We start from the raw sequence: 19,950 nt of genomic DNA on the forward strand, positions 1-19,950 counted from the left end.
GCTCCGCGGCGACCGAGAGAGCCCGGTTATGTCGTCGTCGTGTTCGATGGCCAAGAGAGTCGCTGCTCGTTGGACCTTTTGATGCAAAACCCGCCCGTGTTTCAGTGTGATCCCGCCGTGAACGTCAAATGATGGAATGCAGGCGATAACGGAGCTGCGGTACATGTAAAAAGAAAGCCCTGAACCGTCCAGGGGTTGATGCCGCTATCTTCTGTGAGAAAGATAGTGATTATGCCCAAGCAGTTCCGGCCCGAAGTCCGTGACCGTGCAGTGCGCAAAGGATGGCAGCACCGTGGTGATCAAGGGAATCGATGGGAGTGCCCATGAAAAGTATCCGACTGCGGGAGGGGTCATGCTGCTGTCGAAGCTGTCAGGGTCCTTGGACGACATTGGCGAACATCGCTCCGCTGCATGGTTCCGCCAGATAGGGGATGGATTGCAGAAAGGGCTGCATCGGAAGCAAGAATTTGAGGCCTGCCGTAGCATCCTTGGGCCCAAGTTATCCACAGTTGGAAAATACCAACGAACGAAGGTGGGCTTTGGGGCTCAGGATCGTTGTATGGGAATCAGATACTACGCATATGCGTTCGACAGCAATCAGACGGAGAAGGCGCTCGCCGACCCGTTCACGGTGATTGGAGTGGATCCGCTCGCAGACGCGTGGGGTCTGCAACCTGGCTTTCAGCGGGGCGTCACAGATTTCAGGCAATCCCTGCCCGAGCGGGACTTCCTGAACCTCGACAAAGCCTGGCCCCACCTGCAGCGGCTCACTGCTCCACGCTTTTCCGGCGCTACGGCCAGGGCGGCCTACCGGATGTTTGAAGGGCAGGTGACCTACGGTGACGGTGGCCTCTCATGGCGGGCATGGGTGCGGGTACTCCCGCCCCACGACGTCGCATTGATCGCCCGGGACCTGGCGACGGTCAACGAACGCCACATGGAAGCACTCCTGATGGGGACCTACCCGCCCGGTGAGGAGTTGGAATCTGAGGTGGCCTACGCGACCGCGTACCTGAACAAAGCGAAAGACTTTGTCCGTGCTGCGGCCTCAGACGGGCGCGGATTCGCCTACACGATCCGGTGACGCCGCCGTTCGACGGAGCCTAAGTGCAGTTCCGGCTTATCGTCCTTTCCCGCCGCGCGTGACCTAGGCTCAAGCAATGACGGATCTTGAGGGTGCGGTTGTTTTGGTGGTTGGAGCCACTGGCGGGCTCGGTTCGAGGATAGCCGCCGGGCTGGAAGGTGGCGGGGCCGTCGTTGCCAGGTCATCGAGGACCGGCGGGGATGATCTGCGGGTACCTGGCACGATCCGGAGGGTGCTCGACGCCACGCTCGCCGAGCACGGACGCCTGGATGGGCTGGTCATCGCGTCGGGGGTGGTTGCCTTTGGCGCCGCATCGGAGATTTCCGCGGCAACGGTGGACGAACTCTTCGCGGTGAACGTGACCAGTGCGATCCAGCTCATTGCCTCGAGCCAGCCGCACCTTGCGGATTCGGCGCGTGCGGGCCGGGAGCCTTTTGTTCTAACCCTGAGTGGCGTGGTTGCTGAGTCACCTGTAGCCGGCCTGGCCGCATATTCCGCGTCGAAGGCGGCTCTCGGCGCCTTCGTTGTCGCGGCGGCGCGCGAGTATCGCCGGGCAGGCATCCGGATCGTGGATGCCAGGCCAGGCCACACCGGCACAGCCCTGTCCGAACACCCGATCGCCGGGTCGGCGCCAGGGTTTGGAGCGGCACTGGATCCGGACTTCGTGGCAGGACGGATCATCACAGCTATCGTCGACGGCGAGAAGGATCTGCCCAGCGCCGCGTTCTATTCCTAGCGGGGAGGTGAACCCGGCGGTCAGTGCGCCGCCGGGTGCCATCCCAGCGCCGGGCCCAGGCCGGTGGCGATGTCCGTGAGGATCTGTACGTAGTCCTCATGGTCGAAGCTGAACGGCAGGGCGAACGCCACCTCGTCAACTTCCTGGTAACCCGCGTGCGCCTGCAGCTGCTCCGCAATCTCGCTGCTGGTCCCGATGAGGTCCGGCGCGAACATCATCCGTTTCGGCCCCTGTGGCACGGCGGTGCGGGGCGTCCGCTCGTCGACGTACCGCTGGTACTTGGCACGCTGGCCGGGGGAAGCGGAGTCGGTAGGGATGACCACCAGACCCTGAGAGACGCGCGCAGGCGCGTGCTGACGGGCTCCCGCCGCTGCGCGGAAGGCCCTGATCTGGGACTGCTGGATCCGGGCAAAGTCCGGGGCCTCGCCCTCACCGGGAAAAATGACGCTGCTGGAGAGCAGGTTGAACCCGTTTTCCCCGGCCCACACGGCAGACTTCCGGCTGGCAGCGCCGTACCAGAGCCGGCCCCGCAGTCCCTTGGAGTGCGGTTCAACGCGGTTGGAGAACTCCTCCACCACGCCCTGCTTGCCGCTGAACTCCCTGACGGGTTCGCCGGCAATCATCCGTCCCAGCCGGTCCACGCGGGTGTAACCGAAATCCTCCACGTCCGCGGAATCCGGGTACAGCTCCTGCCTCACGGTGTCCCACTGCATCGGTTCCCCAACACTGACGCCCGGATTGATGCGACCGCCGGACAGCAGGTCCACCGTGGCCAGGTCCTCAGCCAGCCGCAGCGGGTTCTCCCACCCCAAAGGCGTCACCGCGGTCCCAAGCTCAATCCGCGAGGTGCGCTGGCTGGCGGCGGCCATGACAGCGATGGGGGAGGAGATCCCGTACTGGAGGTGCCGGTGGCGCAGCCAGGCACTGTCGAACCCCAGCCGCTCACCCAGTTCGATGACCTGCAGCGTGCTCTCGTGCCCGGCGGCCGGATCCGCAGGATCAAACAGGCCAATGGTCAGGAAACCCAGCTTGCGCAGCGGGCGTGGGGAGTCGGGCACGGTGTCCTCCGGGAAGTTCTGCAGTGGGCTGATCCCCACAGTATTCGCTCCAGATGGAGGCAGTTCGCATTATCGTTACGTCATGATATCCGGCCGCCACGTCCGCCTCGTCCTGCCCCATCAGCTTTTTGACCAGCACCTCGACGAGGCCGACGGGACAGTGTTTGTGCTGATCGAGCACGACCTGCTCTTCCGCCAGTACTCGTTCCATTCGCACAAACTGGTCCTGCACCGTGCTTCCATGGCCCGGTTCGCCCGCAGGCTGCGGGATCAGGGGCATGACGTGGCTGTTTTGGAGAGCTCCGCCAACCGCTCGTCGCGGGCGCAGCTCGCGGAATTCATCCGGCACCGCCATCCAGCGAAGGTGACCTGGTTCGATGTTGTGGACGACTGGCTGGAAAAGGACCTGGTGGCGGGCCTCGGGGACACCGGCTACCGGATGCGTGCCGACGACGTCCTGGAGACGCCCAACTTCCTTACGGACCGCAGCCGGATCGATTCCTGGTTCGCCGATAACCCGGCCCGCATGCACGACTTCTACGTCTGGCAGCGCCGCCGGCTGAACGTCCTGGTCCAGAACGGGGATCCTGTGGGCGGGAAGTGGTCGTTCGATGCCGAGAACCGGAAGAAGCTTCCGCGCGGCTATGTGCCGCCCACAGTAGGCCTCTTCGCCCGCCATTCCGACCCGCAGCAACAGGGAACCTTTGACCTCGAAAGCCTGACGGCTTACCCTGGCGAGGCAAAAGGCGACCAGCCCGGGGAGCCTTCGCCCGACGTCGTACGGGCGATTGAATGGGTTGCGAAGGAATTCCCGGCGGCCCCGGGCGACCCGCACCTGTTCGCCTGGCCCACCAGCGCCGACGAAGCCCGCCGGCACCTCCAGGAGTTCATCACTGAACGGCTGGCGGACTTCGGGCCGTACGAGGATGCGATTTCCCGCGAGCATCCGTTCATCAACCACGCTCTGCTGACCCCGGCGCTCAACATCGGGCTGCTCGACCCCCGGGAAGTTGTCCAGGCGGTCCTGGACGGCGCGGACCAATCCACCCCGCTGGCGTCCCTCGAGGGCTTTATCCGGCAGGTGATCGGGTGGCGGGAATACATGCGCGCCACGTACCGCACGCGCGGCCGCCAGATGCGGAGCGCCAACGGGCTCAACCACAGGAACGGGCTGGGGGAGGGGTGGTGGGATGGAACCACGGGCCTGGCGCCTGTGGACCTGGTCATCTCCCGTGTACTGGCCACCGGATACGCCCACCACATTGAACGGCTGATGGTACTGGGCAACGCGATGTCCTTGCTGCGGATACACCCCGACGACGCCTACGAGTGGTTCATGGAACTGTTCATCGACGCCTATGACTGGGTCATGGTGCCCAACGTCTACGCCATGAGCCAGTTCGCTGCAGGTGCCGACATCACCACCAAACCCTATGTGTCCGGCAGCAACTACCTGAAGAAAATGTCGGACCTGCCCGCCGGTGACTGGATGCCGGACTGGGACGGCCTGTACTGGGCCTTCGTCGAGGACCACCGGCCCGTCTTCGAACGGAACCACCGCGCCAAGATGGTGGTGTCCCTGCTCGACGGCATGGAGGATGGGAAGCGGCGGGAGCACCGCCGTCGTGCGGATGCCCTGCTGCAGAATCCCGACGGCGCGGCGACGCGGTTGCTGAGCCCGCCGCAGCACCGGCCATGACCAGGCAGACGGCTTATCCTGTTTAGAGGGCGTGACGTGCTGATGGCAGGTCCCCCTTCCCGGGAGGACAACACAAGGAGGCTCCATGCCTGTCAGGCATCTGATGCGGCTCATCGCCGCGGCATTGGCAGCCGTCCTGGTTCTGTCCGGTTGCCAGGGCGGCGGCAGCGCACCGGTAGTGGTGGGGGAAACCAAAACCGGCGGCATTGCCACCGTGGCGGAGGTAAACGCCTTCACCTCGTTCAACCCCTTCAGCGCTGACGGCAACACCGACATCAATTCCAAGATCGGCGCCGTCACGCACTCCGGCTTCCATTTCCTGGACCAAACGGCCCGGGTGGTGCGGAATGACAAATTCGGCGGCTACGAAAAGATCTCCGACCAGCCGCTCAAGGTCCGCTACACAGTCAACGAAGGCGTCAAATGGTCCGACGGCGAGGCCATCGACGCCGGGGACCTTCTCCTTGCGTGGGCGGCCGGGTCAGGATACTTCGACGACGAGGATCCGGCCCTCGGCACCGGCACCACGTATTTCGATTCGGCCGCGGACACCGGCGGCCTCGCGGGCACGGTTCTCCCCGAGCTCGGCGACGACGGCCGGTCCATCACGCTGGAGTACACCCAGCCTTACGCCGACTGGGAGGTGGCGTTCGACGTCGGCCTGCCGGCGCATGTGGTCGCGGCCAAGGGCGGCCTCAGCGACGAGGACGCCTTGGTCAAACTCCTCGAGGAATCACCGCGCGGAAACCCGGAAAAGCCGGCAGTCAACGCCGACCTGAAAAAGGTCGCGGATTTCTGGAACTCCGGGTTCAATACTTCGGCCATCCCCGATGACCCCTCGCTCTACCTCTCCAGCGGCCCCTTCATCGTCCAGGACATCGTGCCGGACGTCTCCATGAAAATGGTGCGGAACCGGGACTACGTCTGGGGCCAGGAACCGCGGCTCGACGAGATCAACGTCCGGTTCACCGCGAGCTTCCCCGCCGCTGTCGACGCCCTCCGGAACGGCCAGGCGGACATCATCGCGCCGCAGCCCTCCGCCGGGAACGAGGCCATTTTCGCCGGCCTGACCTCGCAAGGGGTCACGGTGGAACGGTACAGCCAGTCCGGCTATGACCACCTCGACCTGAACTTCACCGGGCCGTTTGCCGCCCGGGAAGTCCGCGAAGCGTTCCTGAAGACAGTTCCCCGGGAAGCCATCGTTGAGGCCGTGGTGGGGGACCTGCTTCCGGATGCCAAACCACTGGATTCCCACGTGTTCCTTCCCGGGCAGCCGAAATACGGCGACACCGTCAAGAACAACGGTTCGGAAGCCTATGCGGACGTGGACATCGACGGCGCCAAAAAGCTGTTGGCCGGCAAAACGCCCACCATCCGCATTCTGTTCAACCGCGACAACCCCAACCGGGCGGAGTCATTTGGGTTGATCCGTGACTCCGCGAAGCTTGCCGGCTTCACCGTGGTGGACGCCGGCGAAGGAAACGCCGACTGGACCAGGTCCCTGGGCAGCAGCAACCACGACGCCACGCTCCTCGGGTGGATCGGAACCGGCGCCGGAGTCAGCCGCGTGCCGCAGATTTTCCGGACCGGGGCGGGGAGCAACTTCAACGGGTTCTCCGATGACGCTGCGGATAAAGCCATGGCGGAGCTCTCCGGCACCACGGACCTGGGCAAACAGGATGATCTGCTGGTCGCCGTGGACAAACGGCTGTGGGAGAACGCCTACGGCCTCCCGCTGTACCAGACCGTCGGGGCCACCGCCGTGGGGCCACGGATCACGGGTGTGAAATCCAGCGCCGGGCCGCTGGGCGTCTGGTGGAATGTCTGGGAATGGCGGCTGGCGTAGCCGCGTTCTGATCGGCTGCCGCACATTGTGGCGTCGGCAGACTTCGGCTGGGAGCGGTTCCACCTTCGATTTCACAGCTGCCACTACCCGCGAGTAGCATGTGACTTGCACAACTTCCGTTTACCGACTAGCGCGGCGAACGGCGCCGGTTACGGTTTGGCAACGGAGTACCAGTATTTGGACTTCAAGCGGTTAGGCTACTCGTATATGTAGGCCCCGTCACAGCGGACAGCTGTGCCCGGCCTGCGGGGAAACACAAGATTCCCCTCGTTATCTCCCACAACTCATAGGAGGCGGAATGCGTTTTACGCGCACTTCCAAAGCACTGGGCATCGTGGCAATCGCCGCTCTTGCCCTGACCGGTTGCGGCGCCGGAGGCGGCAGCAACGACGGTGCCAGCAACTCTGCTGGCGATCCGGCCAAGGTCATTTCCGCGTACAGCAACGAACCGCAGAACCCGTTGCTGCCGGCCAACACGAACGAGGTCTACGGCGGCCGCGTCGTCGAGCTGCTGTTCGAAGGCCTGCGGACCTACGATGCAGATGGCAAGCCGGTCAACGCGCTGGCCGAGTCCATCGAGTCGCCGGACGCCCAGAACTGGACCATCAAGGTCAAGCAGGGTCAGAAGTTCACCAACGGTGAAGAGATCACGGCAAAGACCTTCGTCGACTCCTGGAACTTCGCCGCCAACTCGAAGAACCTGCAGAACAACGGCTTCTTCTTCGAGTCCATCGAAGGCTACGCGGACGTTTCCGCAGTCAATGAGACCGTGGGCGCGGATGGCAAGACCTCCTCCACACCGGCACCCACCGCTGAAACCATGTCCGGCCTGGTTGCCACGGACGACTCCACCATCACGGTGAAGCTCGCGCAGCCCGAAGCTGACTGGTCCCTGCGCCTTGGCTACTCCGCTTTCTTCCCCCTTCCGTCGGCAGCTTTGACTGACCCGAAGGCATACGGCGAGAACCCGGTGGGCAACGGACCGTACAAGTTCGAAAAAGAAGGCGCCTGGGTCCATGACCAGTCGATCTCGCTCGTCAAGAACGCCGACTACAGCGGCCCCCGCGAGTCCAAGAACGGTGGCGTGAACTTCAAGTTCTACACCGATCCGGGCCCCGCATACACGGACCTGCAGGGCGACAACCTGGACATCACCGATGTCCTGCCCTCCAACGCCCTGGCCACCTACGTCTCCGACTTCCCGGACCGTAACTCCACCAAGGCTGTCGCCACCAACTCCACCCTGAACATCCCTGGCTACAACCCGAACTTCCAGGGTGAAGCCGGCAAGCTCCGCCGCCAGGCGCTCTCCTACGCCATCAACCGCGAGGAAATCGCCAAGGTTGTCTTCAACGGCACCCGCACCCCGGCCAAGGCCTACGCTCCGCCGGTCATCGACGGTTTCAAGGATGACCTTAAGGGCAGCGAAGTCCTGGAATTCAACGCTGACAAGGCGAAGCAGCTCTGGGCCGACGCTGAGAAGATCCAGCCTTACGACGGTTCCAAGCCCCTGCAGATCGCCTCGAACACCGATGGCGGCAACAAGGAATGGATCGACGCCGTAGCTAACGGCTTCAAGAACAACCTGGGCATCCAGGCCGAGATCCAGCCGTTCGCTAAGTTCGCCGAGGTCCTGAACCTGCGCAAGTCGCAGTCCCTTCCGGGTCTGAGCCGTGCAGGCTGGCAGGGCGACTACCCGTCGCTCTACAACTTCCTGGGACCGGTATGGGCCACGGGCGCTTCCTCCAACTACGAGAAGTACTCGAACCCCGAGTTCGACAAGCTCCTCAAGGAGGGCCTTGCCGCCAAGACCACCGAGGACGCGAACGATAAGTTCAACCAGGCGCAGGAGATCCTCTTCGAGGACCTTCCCGGCCTGCCGCTGTGGGATCAGGCTCGTCCGATCGTTTGGAGCAACAACGTCATCTCCGCTGAAACCGGCTGGAATGGCAGCATCCTGTACTACAACATCACGGCTAAGTAGTCACCAGAACTAAACTTGCCGCTGGCACAATGGGGGTCCGGTCACAGCCGGGCCCCCATTGGCCTGTACGGCAGGAAGGCACGCATGAACCTGTTCGCTTCCCACCCGGAAGGCTGGTGAACCTGTGGTCCGTTTTATCCTGCGCCGACTCCTTCAGGTGATCCCTGTCTTTATCGGTACCACGCTTTTGGTCTATTACATGGTGTTCGCCCTCCCCGGCGACCCCATCGCTGCGCTCTTCGGTGAGCGCCAGCCCCCGCAGGCTGTCATCGACACCCTGCGGGCGCAGTACAACCTGGATCAGCCCTTCTGGGTCCAGTACGGGCTGTTCCTGAAGAACCTCTTCACGTTTAACTTGGGCGTTGACTTCACTGGCCAACCCATTGCCGCGGGGCTTGCCCGGGTGTTCCCCGTCACCGCCATGCTCGCAGTCGAGGCGCTGGCCATCCAGGCCATTTTCGGCGTGGCTTTCGGCGTTTTCGCAGGCCTGCGCCGCGGCGGTTGGTTCGACTCCACCGTCCTGGTGGTCTCGCTTGTTGTAATTGCTGTTCCCACCTTCGTGCTGGGCTTCGTCTTCCAGCTCATTTTTGGCGTCCAGCTTGGATGGGCCAAACCCACTGTGGGTGCCAACGCCGACTGGGTGACGCTGCTTCTGCCGGCCGTGGTGCTGGGGCTGGTCTCCTTCGCCTACGTATTGCGCCTTACCCGTGCATCGGTCAGTGAAAACATGAATGCGGATTACGTCCGCACCGCAACTGCCAAGGGCCTGTCCCGTCCCCGCGTGGTCATTGCGCACATCCTGCGTAACTCCCTGATCCCAGTGGTCACCTACCTGGGCGCCAACCTGGGTGGACTGATGGGTGGGGCCATCGTCACCGAGGGCATCTTCAATGTCCCTGGTGTTGGCAACAAGCTCTTCCAGGCAGTCCAGCGCAGTGAGGGACCCACCATCGTTTCCATCGTCAGCGTGCTGGTGCTGGTATTCGTGGTGGCGAACCTTCTCGTTGACCTCCTGTACGCCTGGCTTGACCCGAGGATCCGCTATGACCAGTAACAACAGCCACTTTGTGGCCCCCATTGACGAAACACCACTGTTGGCCACGGATGCGGTCAAAACAGATCAGGCGCCCCTGAGCCTCTGGTCTGATGCCTGGCGCAAGCTGCGCCGGCAACCGCTGTTCATCATCTCCGCCATCATGATCCTGGCTTTGATTGTTGTTGCCTTGTTCCCCGGTCTGTTCACGTCTGTTCCGCCCAACGACAATTGCCAGCTGGCAAACTCGCAGGGTGCCCCCGGACCGGGACATCCGTTTGGGTTCACCTTCCAGGGCTGCGACATCTATTCGCGCGTTATCCACGGCACGTCCGCGTCACTGTCCGTAGGCCTCTTGTCCGTGATCTGCGTGTTGATCATCGGCGTGACCCTGGGTGCATTGGCTGGCTACTACGGTGGCTGGCTGGACGCAGTCCTGGCCCGGCTTGGCGATATCTTCTTCGCGCTTCCGCTTATCCTCGGCGCCTTGGTCATCACGCAGCTCCCGTTCTTCAGGGAAAACCGGGGTGTGTGGACTGTGGTGCTGGTCATCTCGCTGCTTGCTTGGCCTCAGATGGCACGTATTACCCGTGGCGCCGTCATCGAGGTCCGTAACGCGGACTTCGTCACCGCTGCCCAGGCGCTGGGCGTGTCCAAGTTCAAGGCGCTGCTGCGGCACGTTTTGCCGAACGCGCTTGCCCCGATCATTGTCCTGGCCACTCTTGAGCTTGGCGTCTTCATCGTGGCCGAAGCCACCCTGTCATTCCTCGGAATCGGCCTGCCCGAAGGCGTTATGTCCTGGGGTGCCGACATCTCAGCCGGCGCCAAAGCCTCCCTCCGGACCAACCCGGAAATCCTGCTCTATCCGGCTGCTGCGCTGTCCCTTACCGTGTTGAGTTTCATCATGCTCGGTGATGCAGTCCGTGACGCCCTTGATCCGAAGAGCCGGCAGCGATGAGAGATAAAGACATGACTACTTCAGACGTCCGCATCGGTGAGGCTGGGCCCGTTGGTGCCAGGCCCATCCTCGAAATCCGCGATCTTGCCATCACGTTCAAAACCGGTGGCGGCGAAGTCAAAGCAGTACGCAATGCTCATCTGACCATCATGCCGGGCGAGACCGTGGCGATCGTGGGGGAGTCGGGTTCCGGCAAATCCACCACAGCCCTGGCCGCGATCGGGCTGTTGCCCAGCAACGGCAAGGTTTCGGGCGGCCAGATCCTGCTCGACGGCGAGGATATCTCGCAGGCCAGTGAGAAACGGATGATCGAGCTTCGCGGCAATACCATTGGCATGGTTCCGCAGGATCCCATGTCTAACCTGAACCCGGTCTGGAAGATCGGCTACCAAGTGAAGGAGACCCTGCGCGCCAACGGACAGCCCAGTGGACCGGATGACATCGCCAAGGTGCTCTCCGAAGCAGGCCTCCCGGATGCAAAGCGGCGTGCCAACCAGTATCCGCATGAGTTCTCCGGCGGTATGCGCCAGCGTGCGCTGATTGCCATTGGGCTCTCCTGCCAGCCCCGGCTGCTCATTGCCGATGAGCCCACCTCAGCGCTGGACGTCACCGTCCAGCGCCAGATCCTGGACCACTTGGACAAGATGACCACGGAACTGGGTACTTCCGTGCTGCTCATCACCCACGATCTTGGCCTTGCAGCGGAACGTGCTGACAAGGTTGTGGTGATGTACCAGGGGCAGGTCGTGGAAGCAGGCCCGTCGCTGGAACTGCTCCGCAATCCCCAGCACCCGTACACCAAGCGGTTGGTGGAATCTGCGCCCTCGCTGGCCAGCCGCCGGATCCAGGTTGCCAAGGAGCAGGGCGTTGAAACCACCGAGCTCCTTGCCCCGGCCGCTGAGGTAGCCGGTGGTGACACTTTCCTTCAGATCAAGGATCTGCGGAAGGTCTACAAGCTCCGCCAGGGCTTTGGTTCCACGGACTTCGCGGCCGTGGATGGTGTGAGCTTCGACGTCAAGCGGGGGACCACCACGGCCATTGTGGGGGAATCCGGTTCCGGTAAGTCCACAGTGGCCAAGATGGTCCTGCAGCTGGAGAAGCCCACGGAAGGCCAAATCCTGTTCGACGGGGTGGACACGTCCGGACTGAAGGGGCGGGAACTGTTCAAGTTCCGGCGTCGGGTCCAGCCCATCTTCCAGGACCCCTACGGCTCCCTTGACCCGATGTACAACATCTTCCGAACCATCGAGGAGCCGTTGCGGGTCCACAGGATCGGGGATGCCGCGAGCCGAGAGAAGAAGGTCCGCGAGCTGCTGGACCAGGTCTCGCTTCCGCAGTCCGCCATGCAGCGATACCCGAATGAGCTCTCGGGCGGCCAGCGCCAGCGTGTGGCCATCGCCCGGGCGCTGGCACTCGATCCCGAGGTGATCATCTGCGATGAGGCCGTGTCGGCACTTGATGTGCTGGTCCAGGCGCAGGTGCTGAACCTGCTCGCTGATCTTCAGGCGAACCTCGGCCTGACGTACCTGTTCATCACCCACGACCTGGCCGTGGTCCGGCAGATCGCCGACCACGTCTGTGTCATGGAGAAGGGCAAACTCGTAGAGACCGGTTCAACGGACAGCGTCTTCGAATCGCCGCAGCAGGAATACACCAAGGCACTCCTGAATGCCATCCCCGGCGCGAAGCTTATGCTTCCACCGGAAGTGGCGTAGCCCATATCGGCAAAAGGTTGAAGTCGGAGTCACTCGTGACTCCGGCTTCAACCTTTTTTGCTGTTCAACCCTGGTTGGATCCCACTGGAGCCAGGCTGCCCTGGGCCATCAGTCGGTCGGGGTCGACAGTGGTTTTCCGTTCCAGATTGAGCTCGCGCAGCTTGCCGTCCAGAACCTTACCCAGGGTCTTCCGGCCAGCCGGATTCATGTGCACGGCGTCGGCAAGGTCCTTGGTGGCGCCGTATTTGGTCAGCCAGTCGCCGGCTGAGATAAACGGCAGGCCGTGCGCGGCTGCCACTGATCCCAGCAGGGTGTCCACTTCGGTGCGGCGGCCGCCACCGTTCGCCGCGCCCTTGGCCAGGGTGCCGATAAGCACAATCCGGGTGCCCAGGTAGCGGGTCTTCAGTTCGGCGATGAGGCGGTCCGCGTTCGCGGAGATCTGGCTGTTGCTGGCCCCGGTGCCTGCGTCGTTGCCACCACCCTGGATGACGATCATTGCCGGCGTGCCCGAAGGCAGCAGCCAGTTGCCGTTCAGCAGCGCGTCGATGTAGTTTCCAACGCCACCATTGGCGGCGACGTAGCCCGTGCCGCCGAGTCCGCAAAAGTAGACGCTATAGCCGGCCGAGGCGAGGCCCAGCCGGGGCCAGCCGTCCTGCGGGGCGGACTGGGAGTCGCCAATCAGCAGCACGGTTTTGCTGATGTCCGGAACCACCACTTCAAGCCGGCCGTTGGCAGGGTTCCTTACCTGGGTACCCGCGGGCAGCGCCTTGGTGTTCGCTCCGGCGGCCTGTGGCTGGGAGGCGCCGGCAGGTTGCGGCGATGGCGCGGGTGCCTGGGTTGCCGAAGGTGCGGCAGCGGGCGGCGGAACATCGGGGGCACCGCAACCGGCGATCAGGACCATGCCGGAGAGCGCCAAAGTGACGGCTGCGGAAGCGCGTCCGCGGGTCCGGGATAAAACAGTTCGCATCGGGTGTCTCCGGGCTCGCATTAGGTGTCAGAGCAATCATGTGGCATGGAGCGCGGTTTCGCCAGCCATGGTGACCCAAAGTTCCGGTGTGGCGTGCCAGGGGTTGTCGGCCGCCGGGCCGGGGGCTTCCGGCTGGCCGGGCGGGCGCCGTCCGTTTTTAGGCCAATAAATGCCGCAGGGGGTAAACTTGTGGTAGGCGCCCTGTGCTAAGGGCCGGATCCTTCGTGCGTTCCAGTTGGAAATGTCGCGATACAACAGCTGACCCACTGAATCGAGTCATTACGCATGTCTGAAACCACCACCAACACCGCGCTGAACACTGCTTCCCGCAGTGACCTGCGCAACGTCGCGATCGTGGCCCACGTTGACCACGGCAAGACCACTCTGGTCGACGCCATGCTCAAGCAGACCAACTCCTTTGCCGAGCACAACCACCTCGAAGACCGCGTGATGGACTCCGGTGACCTGGAACGCGAAAAAGGCATCACCATCCTGGCCAAGAACACCACCGTGGCCTACAACGGACCGTCCTCCAACGGTGAGACCATCACCATCAACGTCATCGACACCCCCGGCCACGCCGACTTCGGCGGCGAGGTGGAGCGCGGCCTGTCCATGGTGGACGGCGTGGTACTCCTCGTTGACGCATCCGAGGGCCCGCTGCCCCAGACCCGCTTCGTGCTGCGCAAGGCCCTGGCCGCGCACCTGCCGGTCATCCTCCTCGTCAACAAAACGGACCGCCCCGACTCCCGCATCGACGAAGTTGTCCACGAGTCCATGGACCTCCTGCTGGGCCTCGCCTCGGACCTCGCCGACGAAGTTCCGGACCTGGACCTGGACAAGATCCTTGAAGTTCCGGTTGTCTACGCAGCCGCTAAGGTAGGCCGTGCCTCCCTGGTGCAGCCGGCGGACGGCTCCGCTCCGGACAATGAGGACCTTGAGCCGCTGTTCAAGACCATCATCGAGCACATCCCCGCGCCGACGTACAACCCGAACGGCGTACTCCAGGCACACGTCACCAACCTGGACGCCTCACCGTTCCTGGGCCGTCTTGCACTGCTGCGCATCTACAACGGCACCCTGCGCAAGGGGCAGACCGTCGCCTGGGCCCGCGCCAACGGCGAGCTTAAGAACGTCAAGATCACCGAACTGCTGGCCACCAAGGCACTGGACCGCGTTCCGGCCGATTCTGCGGGACCGGGCGAAATCGTTGCTGTCGCCGGCATCGAGGAAATCACCATTGGTGAGACCCTCACCGACGCCGACAACCCGCAGCCGTTGCCGCTGATCACGGTTGACCCGCCGGCAATCTCCATGACCATCGGTATCAACACATCCCCGATCGCCGGTAAGGTCAAGGGCCACAAGGTCACCGCACGCCAGGTCAAGGATCGTCTTGACAAGGAACTGATCGGTAACGTTTCTTTGAACGTTCTCCCCACCGAGCGTCCCGACGCTTGGGAAGTTCAGGGCCGTGGCGAATTGGCTCTGTCCATCTTGGTTGAGCAGATGCGCCGTGAAGGCTTCGAGCTGACCGTGGGCAAGCCGCAGGTTGTCACCAAGACCATCGACGGCAAGATCCACGAGCCGATGGAACACATGACCATCGACGTGCCGGAAGAGTACCTCGGCGCCGTAACCCAGCTCATGGCCTCCCGCAAGGGCCGCATGACCAACATGGCCAACCACGGTACCGGCTGGTGCCGCATGGAGTTCATCGTTCCGGCCCGTGGCCTGATCGGTTTCCGCACGCGCTTTTTGACCGACACCCGCGGTGCCGGTATCGCTTCCTCGCTGGCCGAGGGCTACGAGCCGTGGGCCGGCCCCATCGAGTACCGCACCAACGGTTCGATCGTGGCTGACCGCTCAGGTGTTGTCACCCCGTTCGCGATAATCAAGCTCCAGGAGCGTATGAGCTTCTTCGTTCAGCCCACCTCCGAGGTTTACGAGGGCATGATCGTTGGCGAGAACTCCCGCGCTGATGACATGGACGTAAACATCACTCGTGAGAAGCAGCTCACCAACATGCGTGCAGCTTCCTCGGACACCTTCGAGAACATGACGCCGCCGAAGGTTTTGACCCTCGAAGAGTCCCTTGAGTTCGCCCGCGAAGACGAGTGTGTCGAAGTGACGCCCGAGTCCATCCGCATCCGCAAGGTGATCTTGGACGCCAGCGACCGCTCCAAGGCCAACCGCGCCCGCGCCAAGGTCTAACAAACCCGCAGCACCAACGAATGCCACCGGCGCCATGCCGGTGGCATTCGTCGTTTCGGGACGCATGCGCGCACCGAACCCGCCAGCCAGGCCGCAGGAACCGTCCTTGCCTAGTGAACCCGGCGTCAGCTGCGCGGGCGGCGCCGCGGCGGTGCCGGGGGAACGGACTTTGCCGCCACCACGGCGCCCAGGGGGATCACGACGGCGGCCTGCCGGGTCTGGACGGTGACGGAACCGGCGTCGCACGCCACCAGGTCGCCCAAGGCGTCCGTGAAGCCTTCAGGGATGCGGTAGCGGACCACAACCCGCGTTCCGGTCTTGGCAGCGGCAAGGAATCCGGCAGGGGTCGGGGCAGGCAGGCTCACCTGAACATACTAAACGGCTTCACACAAGCGCCCCGGCTAGGTTCGCGGTAACGGGCAGGGGGATAATAGGCTACAGAGTCAGGGTCCGGCCAGAGTTGCCGGATGCAAGAGCCGGCGGGACGCCGGAACCAACGTGGAGAGGCCAGGGACGTGACGTACGTAATCGCGCAGCCGTGTGTAGATGTCAAGGACAAGGCATGTATTGAGGAGTGCCCCGTCGACTGCATTTACGAGGGTGAGCGTTCGCTGTACATCCATCCGGACGAATGCGTGGACTGCGGTGCCTGCGAGCCCGTTTGCCCCGTTGAGGCCATCTACTACGAGGATGACACCCCGGATGAGTGGGCCGACTACTACAAGGCCAACGTCGAGTTCTTCGACGACCTTGGTTCCCCGGGCGGTGCCGCGAAGGTTGGCAACACCGGCAAGGACCACCCCATGATCGCTGCGCTGCCGCCGCAGAACCAAGACCACTGACCCCGGCGCACCCGTGAGCCCTGCAGTGAACACCTTTGGCCTTGCCCTGCCCGACTACCCGTGGGAGGCCATGGCGCCGTACCTGGCCAAGGCCTCGGAACACCCCGGCGGAGCCGTCAACCTCTCCATCGGCACCCCTGTGGATCCCACCCCGGCGCTGGTGCAGGACGCGCTGTCAGCTGCCGCCAACGCCCCGGGGTATCCCACCGTGCACGGCACGTTGGCTCTCCGCGAGGCCATCGCAGGGTGGTTCCAACGCCGCCGCGGCGTAGCGGGACTTGATCCCCGCGACGTGATGCCCACGGTGGGCTCGAAGGAACTGGTGGCGTGGCTGCCGCTGCTGTTGGGCCTGAAGCCCGGTGACGTCGTCGTCCGTCCCAAGGTTGCCTACCCGACCTACGATATTGGCGCCACCCTGGCCGGCGTCACCTCAGTTGCTACGGACAGCCTGGATGAGCTGGACGCCGCCACCCGGGCCCGTGTGCGCCTGATCTGGGTCAACTCACCCGGCAACCCCACCGGCAGTGTCCGGGACGCGGAATCGCTGCGCTCACTGGTGGCTCAGGCCCGTGAAATCGGGGCCGTGGTGGCTTCGGACGAATGCTACGCGGAACTTGGCTGGGGGGAATGGGACGTCCAGCGCGGCGGAAACCCTGTGCCCAGCATCCTGGACCCCCGCGTTTCCGGTGGCTCCCATGACGGCCTGCTGGCCGTCTACTCCCTGAGCAAGCAGTCCAACCTGGCCGGCTACCGCGCCGCGTTTGTTGCCGGTGATCCGGCGCTGATGGCCAACCTGGTCAACAGCCGCAAGCACGCAGGCATGATCGTGCCGTACCCGGTGCAGGAAGCCATGCGGGTGGCGGTGGGCGATGACGCGCACGTTGAAGCGCAAAAAGACCTGTACCGCGGCCGCCGCGAACGGCTGGTTCCGGCCCTGCGCGGATTCGGGCTGGACATCAGGAATTCCGACGCCGGCCTCTACCTTTGGTCGACAGCGGGGGAGGACACCTGGACCACGGTGGCACGACTTGCCGGGCTTGGCATTGTGGTGGGGCCGGGCGTTTTCTACGGTGAAGCCGGCAACGGTTTTGTCCGGGTGGCGCTGACGGGAACCGACGAACGGATCGACGCCGCAGTATCCCGCCTGACCGCGTAGCCGGCAACGGGGCTGTAACAATAGAGTGACTCGCGCCACATAGCGGCCGTTTCGGGGCCTCCTGGGCTGTCTCGGATTAGTGACACCCGCCAAGGAGCGGTATTTTTTAAGTGACTATCAATGGTGGCTTTCTACAAGAAGGCAGCCCGGGTGTTGGAACCTGTCTACTCAGGATCAGTGCGCGGCTCACCTGATGTTGGATCAAGCTTTCGACAGAGGCCCAGAAGCCTCATGAAGGGGACTCCATGACTGAGACCAACAACGCCGCCACCTTGCACCACGCCGGTGGCGAGCTGAAGCTCCCGCGCATCCAGGTTGTTGAAGGGAACGAAGGATACGACGTTTCCAAGCTGCTGAAGCAGACGGGCGCAGTCACCTTTGACCCCGGCTTCATGAACACCGCAGCAACCACTTCCGCCATCACGTACATCGACGGCGATGCCGGCATCCTGCGCTACCGCGGATACCCGATCGAGCAGCTGGCGCAGCACTCCAGCTTCCTCGAAGTGTCCTACCTGCTGATCTACGGGAACCTGCCCACCCCCACCGAGCTCGAAGAGTTCGACCAGAAGATCCGCCACCACACGCTGCTGCACGAGGAGCTGAAGGGCTTCTTCAGCGGCTTCCCGCGGGACGCGCACCCGATGCCCGTGCTGTCCTCAGCGGTGTCGGCGCTGTCCACGTTCTACCAGGACTCGCTGGACCCCAAAAACGCCGAGCAGGTGGAGGTCTCCACCATCCGCCTGATGGCAAAGCTTCCGGTCATCGCCGCGTACGCACACAAAAAGTCCATCGGCCAGCCCATGCTGTACCCGGACAACTCCCACAACCTCGTGGAGAACTTCCTCCGGCTGAGCTTCGGCCTGCCGGCCGAGCAGTACGAGATGGACCCGGTCATCGTCAAGGCCCTGGACCTGCTCCTGATCCTGCACGCGGACCACGAACAGAACTGCTCCACGTCCACCGTGCGCCTGGTGGGTTCCTCGGACGCCAACCTCTTCGCTTCCGTCTCGGCAGGCATCCACGCCCTGTCCGGCCCCGCCCACGGCGGTGCCAACGAGGCCGTCCTGAAAATGCTCCGCCAGATCCAGGCCGACGGCACCAAGCCCGAGGACTACATGGAGAAGGTCAAGAACAAGGAAGACGGCGTCCGGCTTATGGGCTTCGGCCACCGGGTGTACAAGAACTACGACCCCCGCGCCAAGATCGTCAAAAACACCGCACACGAGATCCTCTCCAAGCTCGGCGGCAACGACGAGATGCTGGAGATCGCGCTCCGCCTGGAGGAGAAGGCGCTCAACGATGACTACTTCATCCAGCGCAAGCTCTACCCCAACGTGGACTTCTACACCGGCCTGATCTACAAGGCCATGGGCTTCCCGGAGAAGATGTTCACGGTGCTCTTCGCCATCGGCCGCCTGCCGGGTTGGATTGCCCAGTGGCGCGAGATGACGCAGGACCCGCAAACAAAGATCGGCCGCCCCCGCCAGCTGTACATCGGCGAACCGGCCCGGGACTACCCCGCACGCTAGTCCCCATACGTACGACGCCGGCCGCCCACCTCCTGGAGGTGGGCGGCCGGCGGCGTTAATCAGCTTTGCGGGGCATATCCCTGCGGATTGTTCTTCTGCCAGCGCCAGTGGTCCTCGCACATCTGGTCCACTGTCTTGGTGGTGGCCCAGCTCAGGTCGGCGAGGGCTGAGGAGGCATCCGCCCAGAATGCCGGCAGGTCCCCGGCGCGGCGGCCCGTGACCTCGTAGGGGATCGGCCGGCCCACGGCCTTCTCGAAGGAGCGCAGGACCTCCAGGACGGAGGACCCCTTGCCGGAACCGAGGTTCCACCGGAACACGCCCGTGCGGTCCGCCACGTGGTCCAGGGCAGCGACGTGTCCGCCGGCAAGGTCAACCACGTGGATGTAGTCGCGCTGGCACGTGCCATCCGGGGTGTCGTAGTCCCCGCCGAAGACCATAAGCTTTTCCCGCCGGCCCACGGCCACCTGGGCGATGAACGGTACCAGGTTGTTGGGGATGCCCTGCGGGTCCTCGCCGATGCGGCCTGACGGGTGGGCGCCCACCGGGTTGAAGTAGCGCAGCAGGGCAATGTGCCAGCGGCTGTCGGCAGCGCCGAGGTCGGAGAGGATGTCCTCGATCTGTTCCTTGGTGCGGCCGTACGGGTTGTTGGCCCCGATCTCCATCTTTTCGACATAGGGCGTGGGGTTGTGCTCGCCGTACACGGTTGCTGAGGAGCTGAACACGATGGTGCGCACGTTATGGCGGTCCATGACCCGCAGGAGGTTCAGAGTGCCCACCAGGTTGTTGTAGTAGTACTGCAGCGGCTCCCGGACCGACTCACCCACGGCCTTCAGCCCGGCGAAGTGGATGACGGCGTCAATGCCGCTGCCGGCGAAGACCTGCTCTACGGCGGCCTCGTCCACCAGGTCAACATGGTGGAACGCGGCCTTCTTGCCGCTCAGCTCAGCGACCCGGCGCAGCGACTCCTCGCTGGAGTTCACCAGGTTGTCGATGACAACCACCTCGTGGCCCGCCTCATGCAGCGAAAGGACAGTGTGCGAGCCAATGTAACCGGTGCCCCCGGTAACCAGAATTTTCATGACTCAACGCTATCCCACCCTGGCCGCCGTCCACCGCCGCGTTCCGG

Annotated in this window: 16 protein-coding genes; 12 read left to right on the forward strand and 4 right to left on the reverse strand. The window is 63.7% G+C overall.

Features of this window, described 5'->3' with window-relative positions:
• The first annotated feature begins 292 nt into the window (after positions 1–292).
• Positions 293–1,084 carry a DUF1877 family protein gene (locus tag ACU18_RS12115; protein ID WP_050685862.1) on the forward strand — a complete coding sequence of 264 codons (792 nt, stop codon included), beginning with the start codon at positions 293–295 and terminating at the stop codon, positions 1,082–1,084.
• 76 nt (positions 1,085–1,160) lie between these two features.
• Positions 1,161–1,820, forward strand: coding sequence for an SDR family NAD(P)-dependent oxidoreductase (locus ACU18_RS12120; protein WP_050685863.1), 660 nt, complete (start codon positions 1,161–1,163; stop codon positions 1,818–1,820).
• A gap of 20 nt (positions 1,821–1,840) precedes the next feature.
• Here ACU18_RS12120 and ACU18_RS12125 read toward each other — a convergent pair whose 3' ends face one another.
• Positions 1,841–2,878 carry an LLM class flavin-dependent oxidoreductase gene (locus ACU18_RS12125; protein WP_050685971.1) on the reverse strand — a complete coding sequence of 346 codons (1,038 nt, stop codon included), beginning with the start codon at positions 2,876–2,878 and terminating at the stop codon, positions 1,841–1,843.
• Positions 2,879–2,960: 82 nt separating this feature from the next.
• Here ACU18_RS12125 and ACU18_RS12130 point away from each other — a divergent pair, with 82 nt between their 5' ends.
• The 6 genes from ACU18_RS12130 (at position 2,961) to ACU18_RS12155 (ending at position 12,113) form a co-directional block, all read left to right on the forward strand.
• Positions 2,961–4,577, forward strand: a complete 1,617-nt coding sequence (locus ACU18_RS12130) for a cryptochrome/photolyase family protein (RefSeq protein WP_050685864.1) — start codon at positions 2,961–2,963, stop codon at positions 4,575–4,577.
• Positions 4,578–4,662: 85 nt separating this feature from the next.
• Entirely contained in the window at positions 4,663–6,423 is a 1,761-nt protein-coding gene (locus ACU18_RS12135; RefSeq protein WP_050685865.1) for an ABC transporter family substrate-binding protein, read from the forward strand.
• Between the two features lie 298 nt (positions 6,424–6,721).
• Positions 6,722–8,407, forward strand: a complete 1,686-nt coding sequence (locus tag ACU18_RS12140) for a peptide ABC transporter substrate-binding protein (protein WP_050685866.1) — start codon at positions 6,722–6,724, stop codon at positions 8,405–8,407.
• A gap of 124 nt (positions 8,408–8,531) precedes the next feature.
• Positions 8,532–9,461, forward strand: coding sequence for an ABC transporter permease (locus ACU18_RS12145; protein ID WP_050685867.1), 930 nt, complete (start codon positions 8,532–8,534; stop codon positions 9,459–9,461).
• Positions 9,451–10,398 carry an ABC transporter permease gene (locus ACU18_RS12150; RefSeq protein WP_050685868.1) on the forward strand — a complete coding sequence of 316 codons (948 nt, stop codon included), beginning with the start codon at positions 9,451–9,453 and terminating at the stop codon, positions 10,396–10,398. Before ACU18_RS12145 ends, ACU18_RS12150 begins: the two co-directional genes overlap by 11 nt.
• 11 nt (positions 10,399–10,409) lie before the next feature.
• A complete protein-coding gene (locus tag ACU18_RS12155; protein ID WP_050685869.1) occupies positions 10,410–12,113 on the forward strand; it encodes an ABC transporter ATP-binding protein in 1,704 nt (567 codons plus the stop codon).
• A 64-nt stretch (positions 12,114–12,177) separates the two neighbouring features.
• Here the strand turns inward: ACU18_RS12155 and ACU18_RS12160 are convergent, their stop codons facing one another.
• A complete protein-coding gene (locus ACU18_RS12160) occupies positions 12,178–13,080 on the reverse strand; it encodes an SGNH/GDSL hydrolase family protein (protein ID WP_050685870.1) in 903 nt (300 codons plus the stop codon).
• 285 nt (positions 13,081–13,365) lie between these two features.
• On the opposite strand from ACU18_RS12160, the gene typA reads away from it, so the two are divergent.
• A complete protein-coding gene (typA, locus tag ACU18_RS12165; protein ID WP_050685871.1) occupies positions 13,366–15,294 on the forward strand; it encodes a translational GTPase TypA in 1,929 nt (642 codons plus the stop codon).
• Between the two features lie 125 nt (positions 15,295–15,419).
• Here typA and ACU18_RS12170 read toward each other — a convergent pair whose 3' ends face one another.
• Positions 15,420–15,659 carry a putative acetyltransferase gene (locus ACU18_RS12170; protein WP_050685872.1) on the reverse strand — a complete coding sequence of 80 codons (240 nt, stop codon included), beginning with the start codon at positions 15,657–15,659 and terminating at the stop codon, positions 15,420–15,422.
• 150 nt (positions 15,660–15,809) lie between these two features.
• Between ACU18_RS12170 and fdxA the strand changes: the two genes are divergently transcribed.
• From fdxA to ACU18_RS12185, 3 genes are all read left to right on the forward strand, one after another.
• A complete protein-coding gene (gene fdxA, locus ACU18_RS12175) occupies positions 15,810–16,136 on the forward strand; it encodes a ferredoxin (protein WP_050685972.1) in 327 nt (108 codons plus the stop codon).
• Between the two features lie 13 nt (positions 16,137–16,149).
• Positions 16,150–17,292, forward strand: coding sequence for a succinyldiaminopimelate transaminase (gene dapC, locus ACU18_RS12180; RefSeq protein ID WP_082178306.1), 1,143 nt, complete (start codon positions 16,150–16,152; stop codon positions 17,290–17,292).
• 245 nt (positions 17,293–17,537) lie between these two features.
• Positions 17,538–18,824, forward strand: a complete 1,287-nt coding sequence (locus ACU18_RS12185; RefSeq protein ID WP_050685874.1) for a citrate synthase — start codon at positions 17,538–17,540, stop codon at positions 18,822–18,824.
• Positions 18,825–18,883: 59 nt separating this feature from the next.
• Here the strand turns inward: ACU18_RS12185 and galE are convergent, their stop codons facing one another.
• On the reverse strand, positions 18,884–19,903 hold the full coding sequence (galE, locus tag ACU18_RS12190) for a UDP-glucose 4-epimerase GalE (RefSeq protein WP_050685876.1): 1,020 nt from the start codon (positions 19,901–19,903) through the stop codon (positions 18,884–18,886).
• Between the last annotated feature and the right edge of the window lie 47 nt (positions 19,904–19,950).

It is taken from the genome of Arthrobacter sp. ZBG10 (assembly GCF_001238605.1).
Taxonomy (GTDB): Bacteria; Actinomycetota; Actinomycetes; order Actinomycetales; family Micrococcaceae; genus Arthrobacter.

Excerpts from the sequence above, each read along its gene's own strand:
- ACU18_RS12150 (WP_050685868.1), top strand. The coding sequence starts at position 9,451 with ATGACCAGTAACAACAGCCACTTTGTGGCCCCCATTGACGAAACACCA.
- ACU18_RS12140 (WP_050685866.1), top strand. The coding sequence starts at position 6,722 with ATGCGTTTTACGCGCACTTCCAAAGCACTGGGCATCGTGGCAATCGCC.
- ACU18_RS12160 (WP_050685870.1), bottom strand. The coding sequence starts at position 13,080 with ATGCGAACTGTTTTATCCCGGACCCGCGGACGCGCTTCCGCAGCCGTC.
- ACU18_RS12120 (WP_050685863.1), top strand. The coding sequence starts at position 1,161 with ATGACGGATCTTGAGGGTGCGGTTGTTTTGGTGGTTGGAGCCACTGGC.
- ACU18_RS12155 (WP_050685869.1), top strand. The coding sequence starts at position 10,410 with ATGACTACTTCAGACGTCCGCATCGGTGAGGCTGGGCCCGTTGGTGCC.
- ACU18_RS12135 (WP_050685865.1), top strand. The coding sequence starts at position 4,663 with ATGCCTGTCAGGCATCTGATGCGGCTCATCGCCGCGGCATTGGCAGCC.
- ACU18_RS12130 (WP_050685864.1), top strand. The coding sequence starts at position 2,961 with ATGATATCCGGCCGCCACGTCCGCCTCGTCCTGCCCCATCAGCTTTTT.
- ACU18_RS12185 (WP_050685874.1), top strand. The coding sequence starts at position 17,538 with ATGACTGAGACCAACAACGCCGCCACCTTGCACCACGCCGGTGGCGAG.
- typA (WP_050685871.1), top strand. The coding sequence starts at position 13,366 with ATGTCTGAAACCACCACCAACACCGCGCTGAACACTGCTTCCCGCAGT.
- galE (WP_050685876.1), bottom strand. The coding sequence starts at position 19,903 with ATGAAAATTCTGGTTACCGGGGGCACCGGTTACATTGGCTCGCACACT.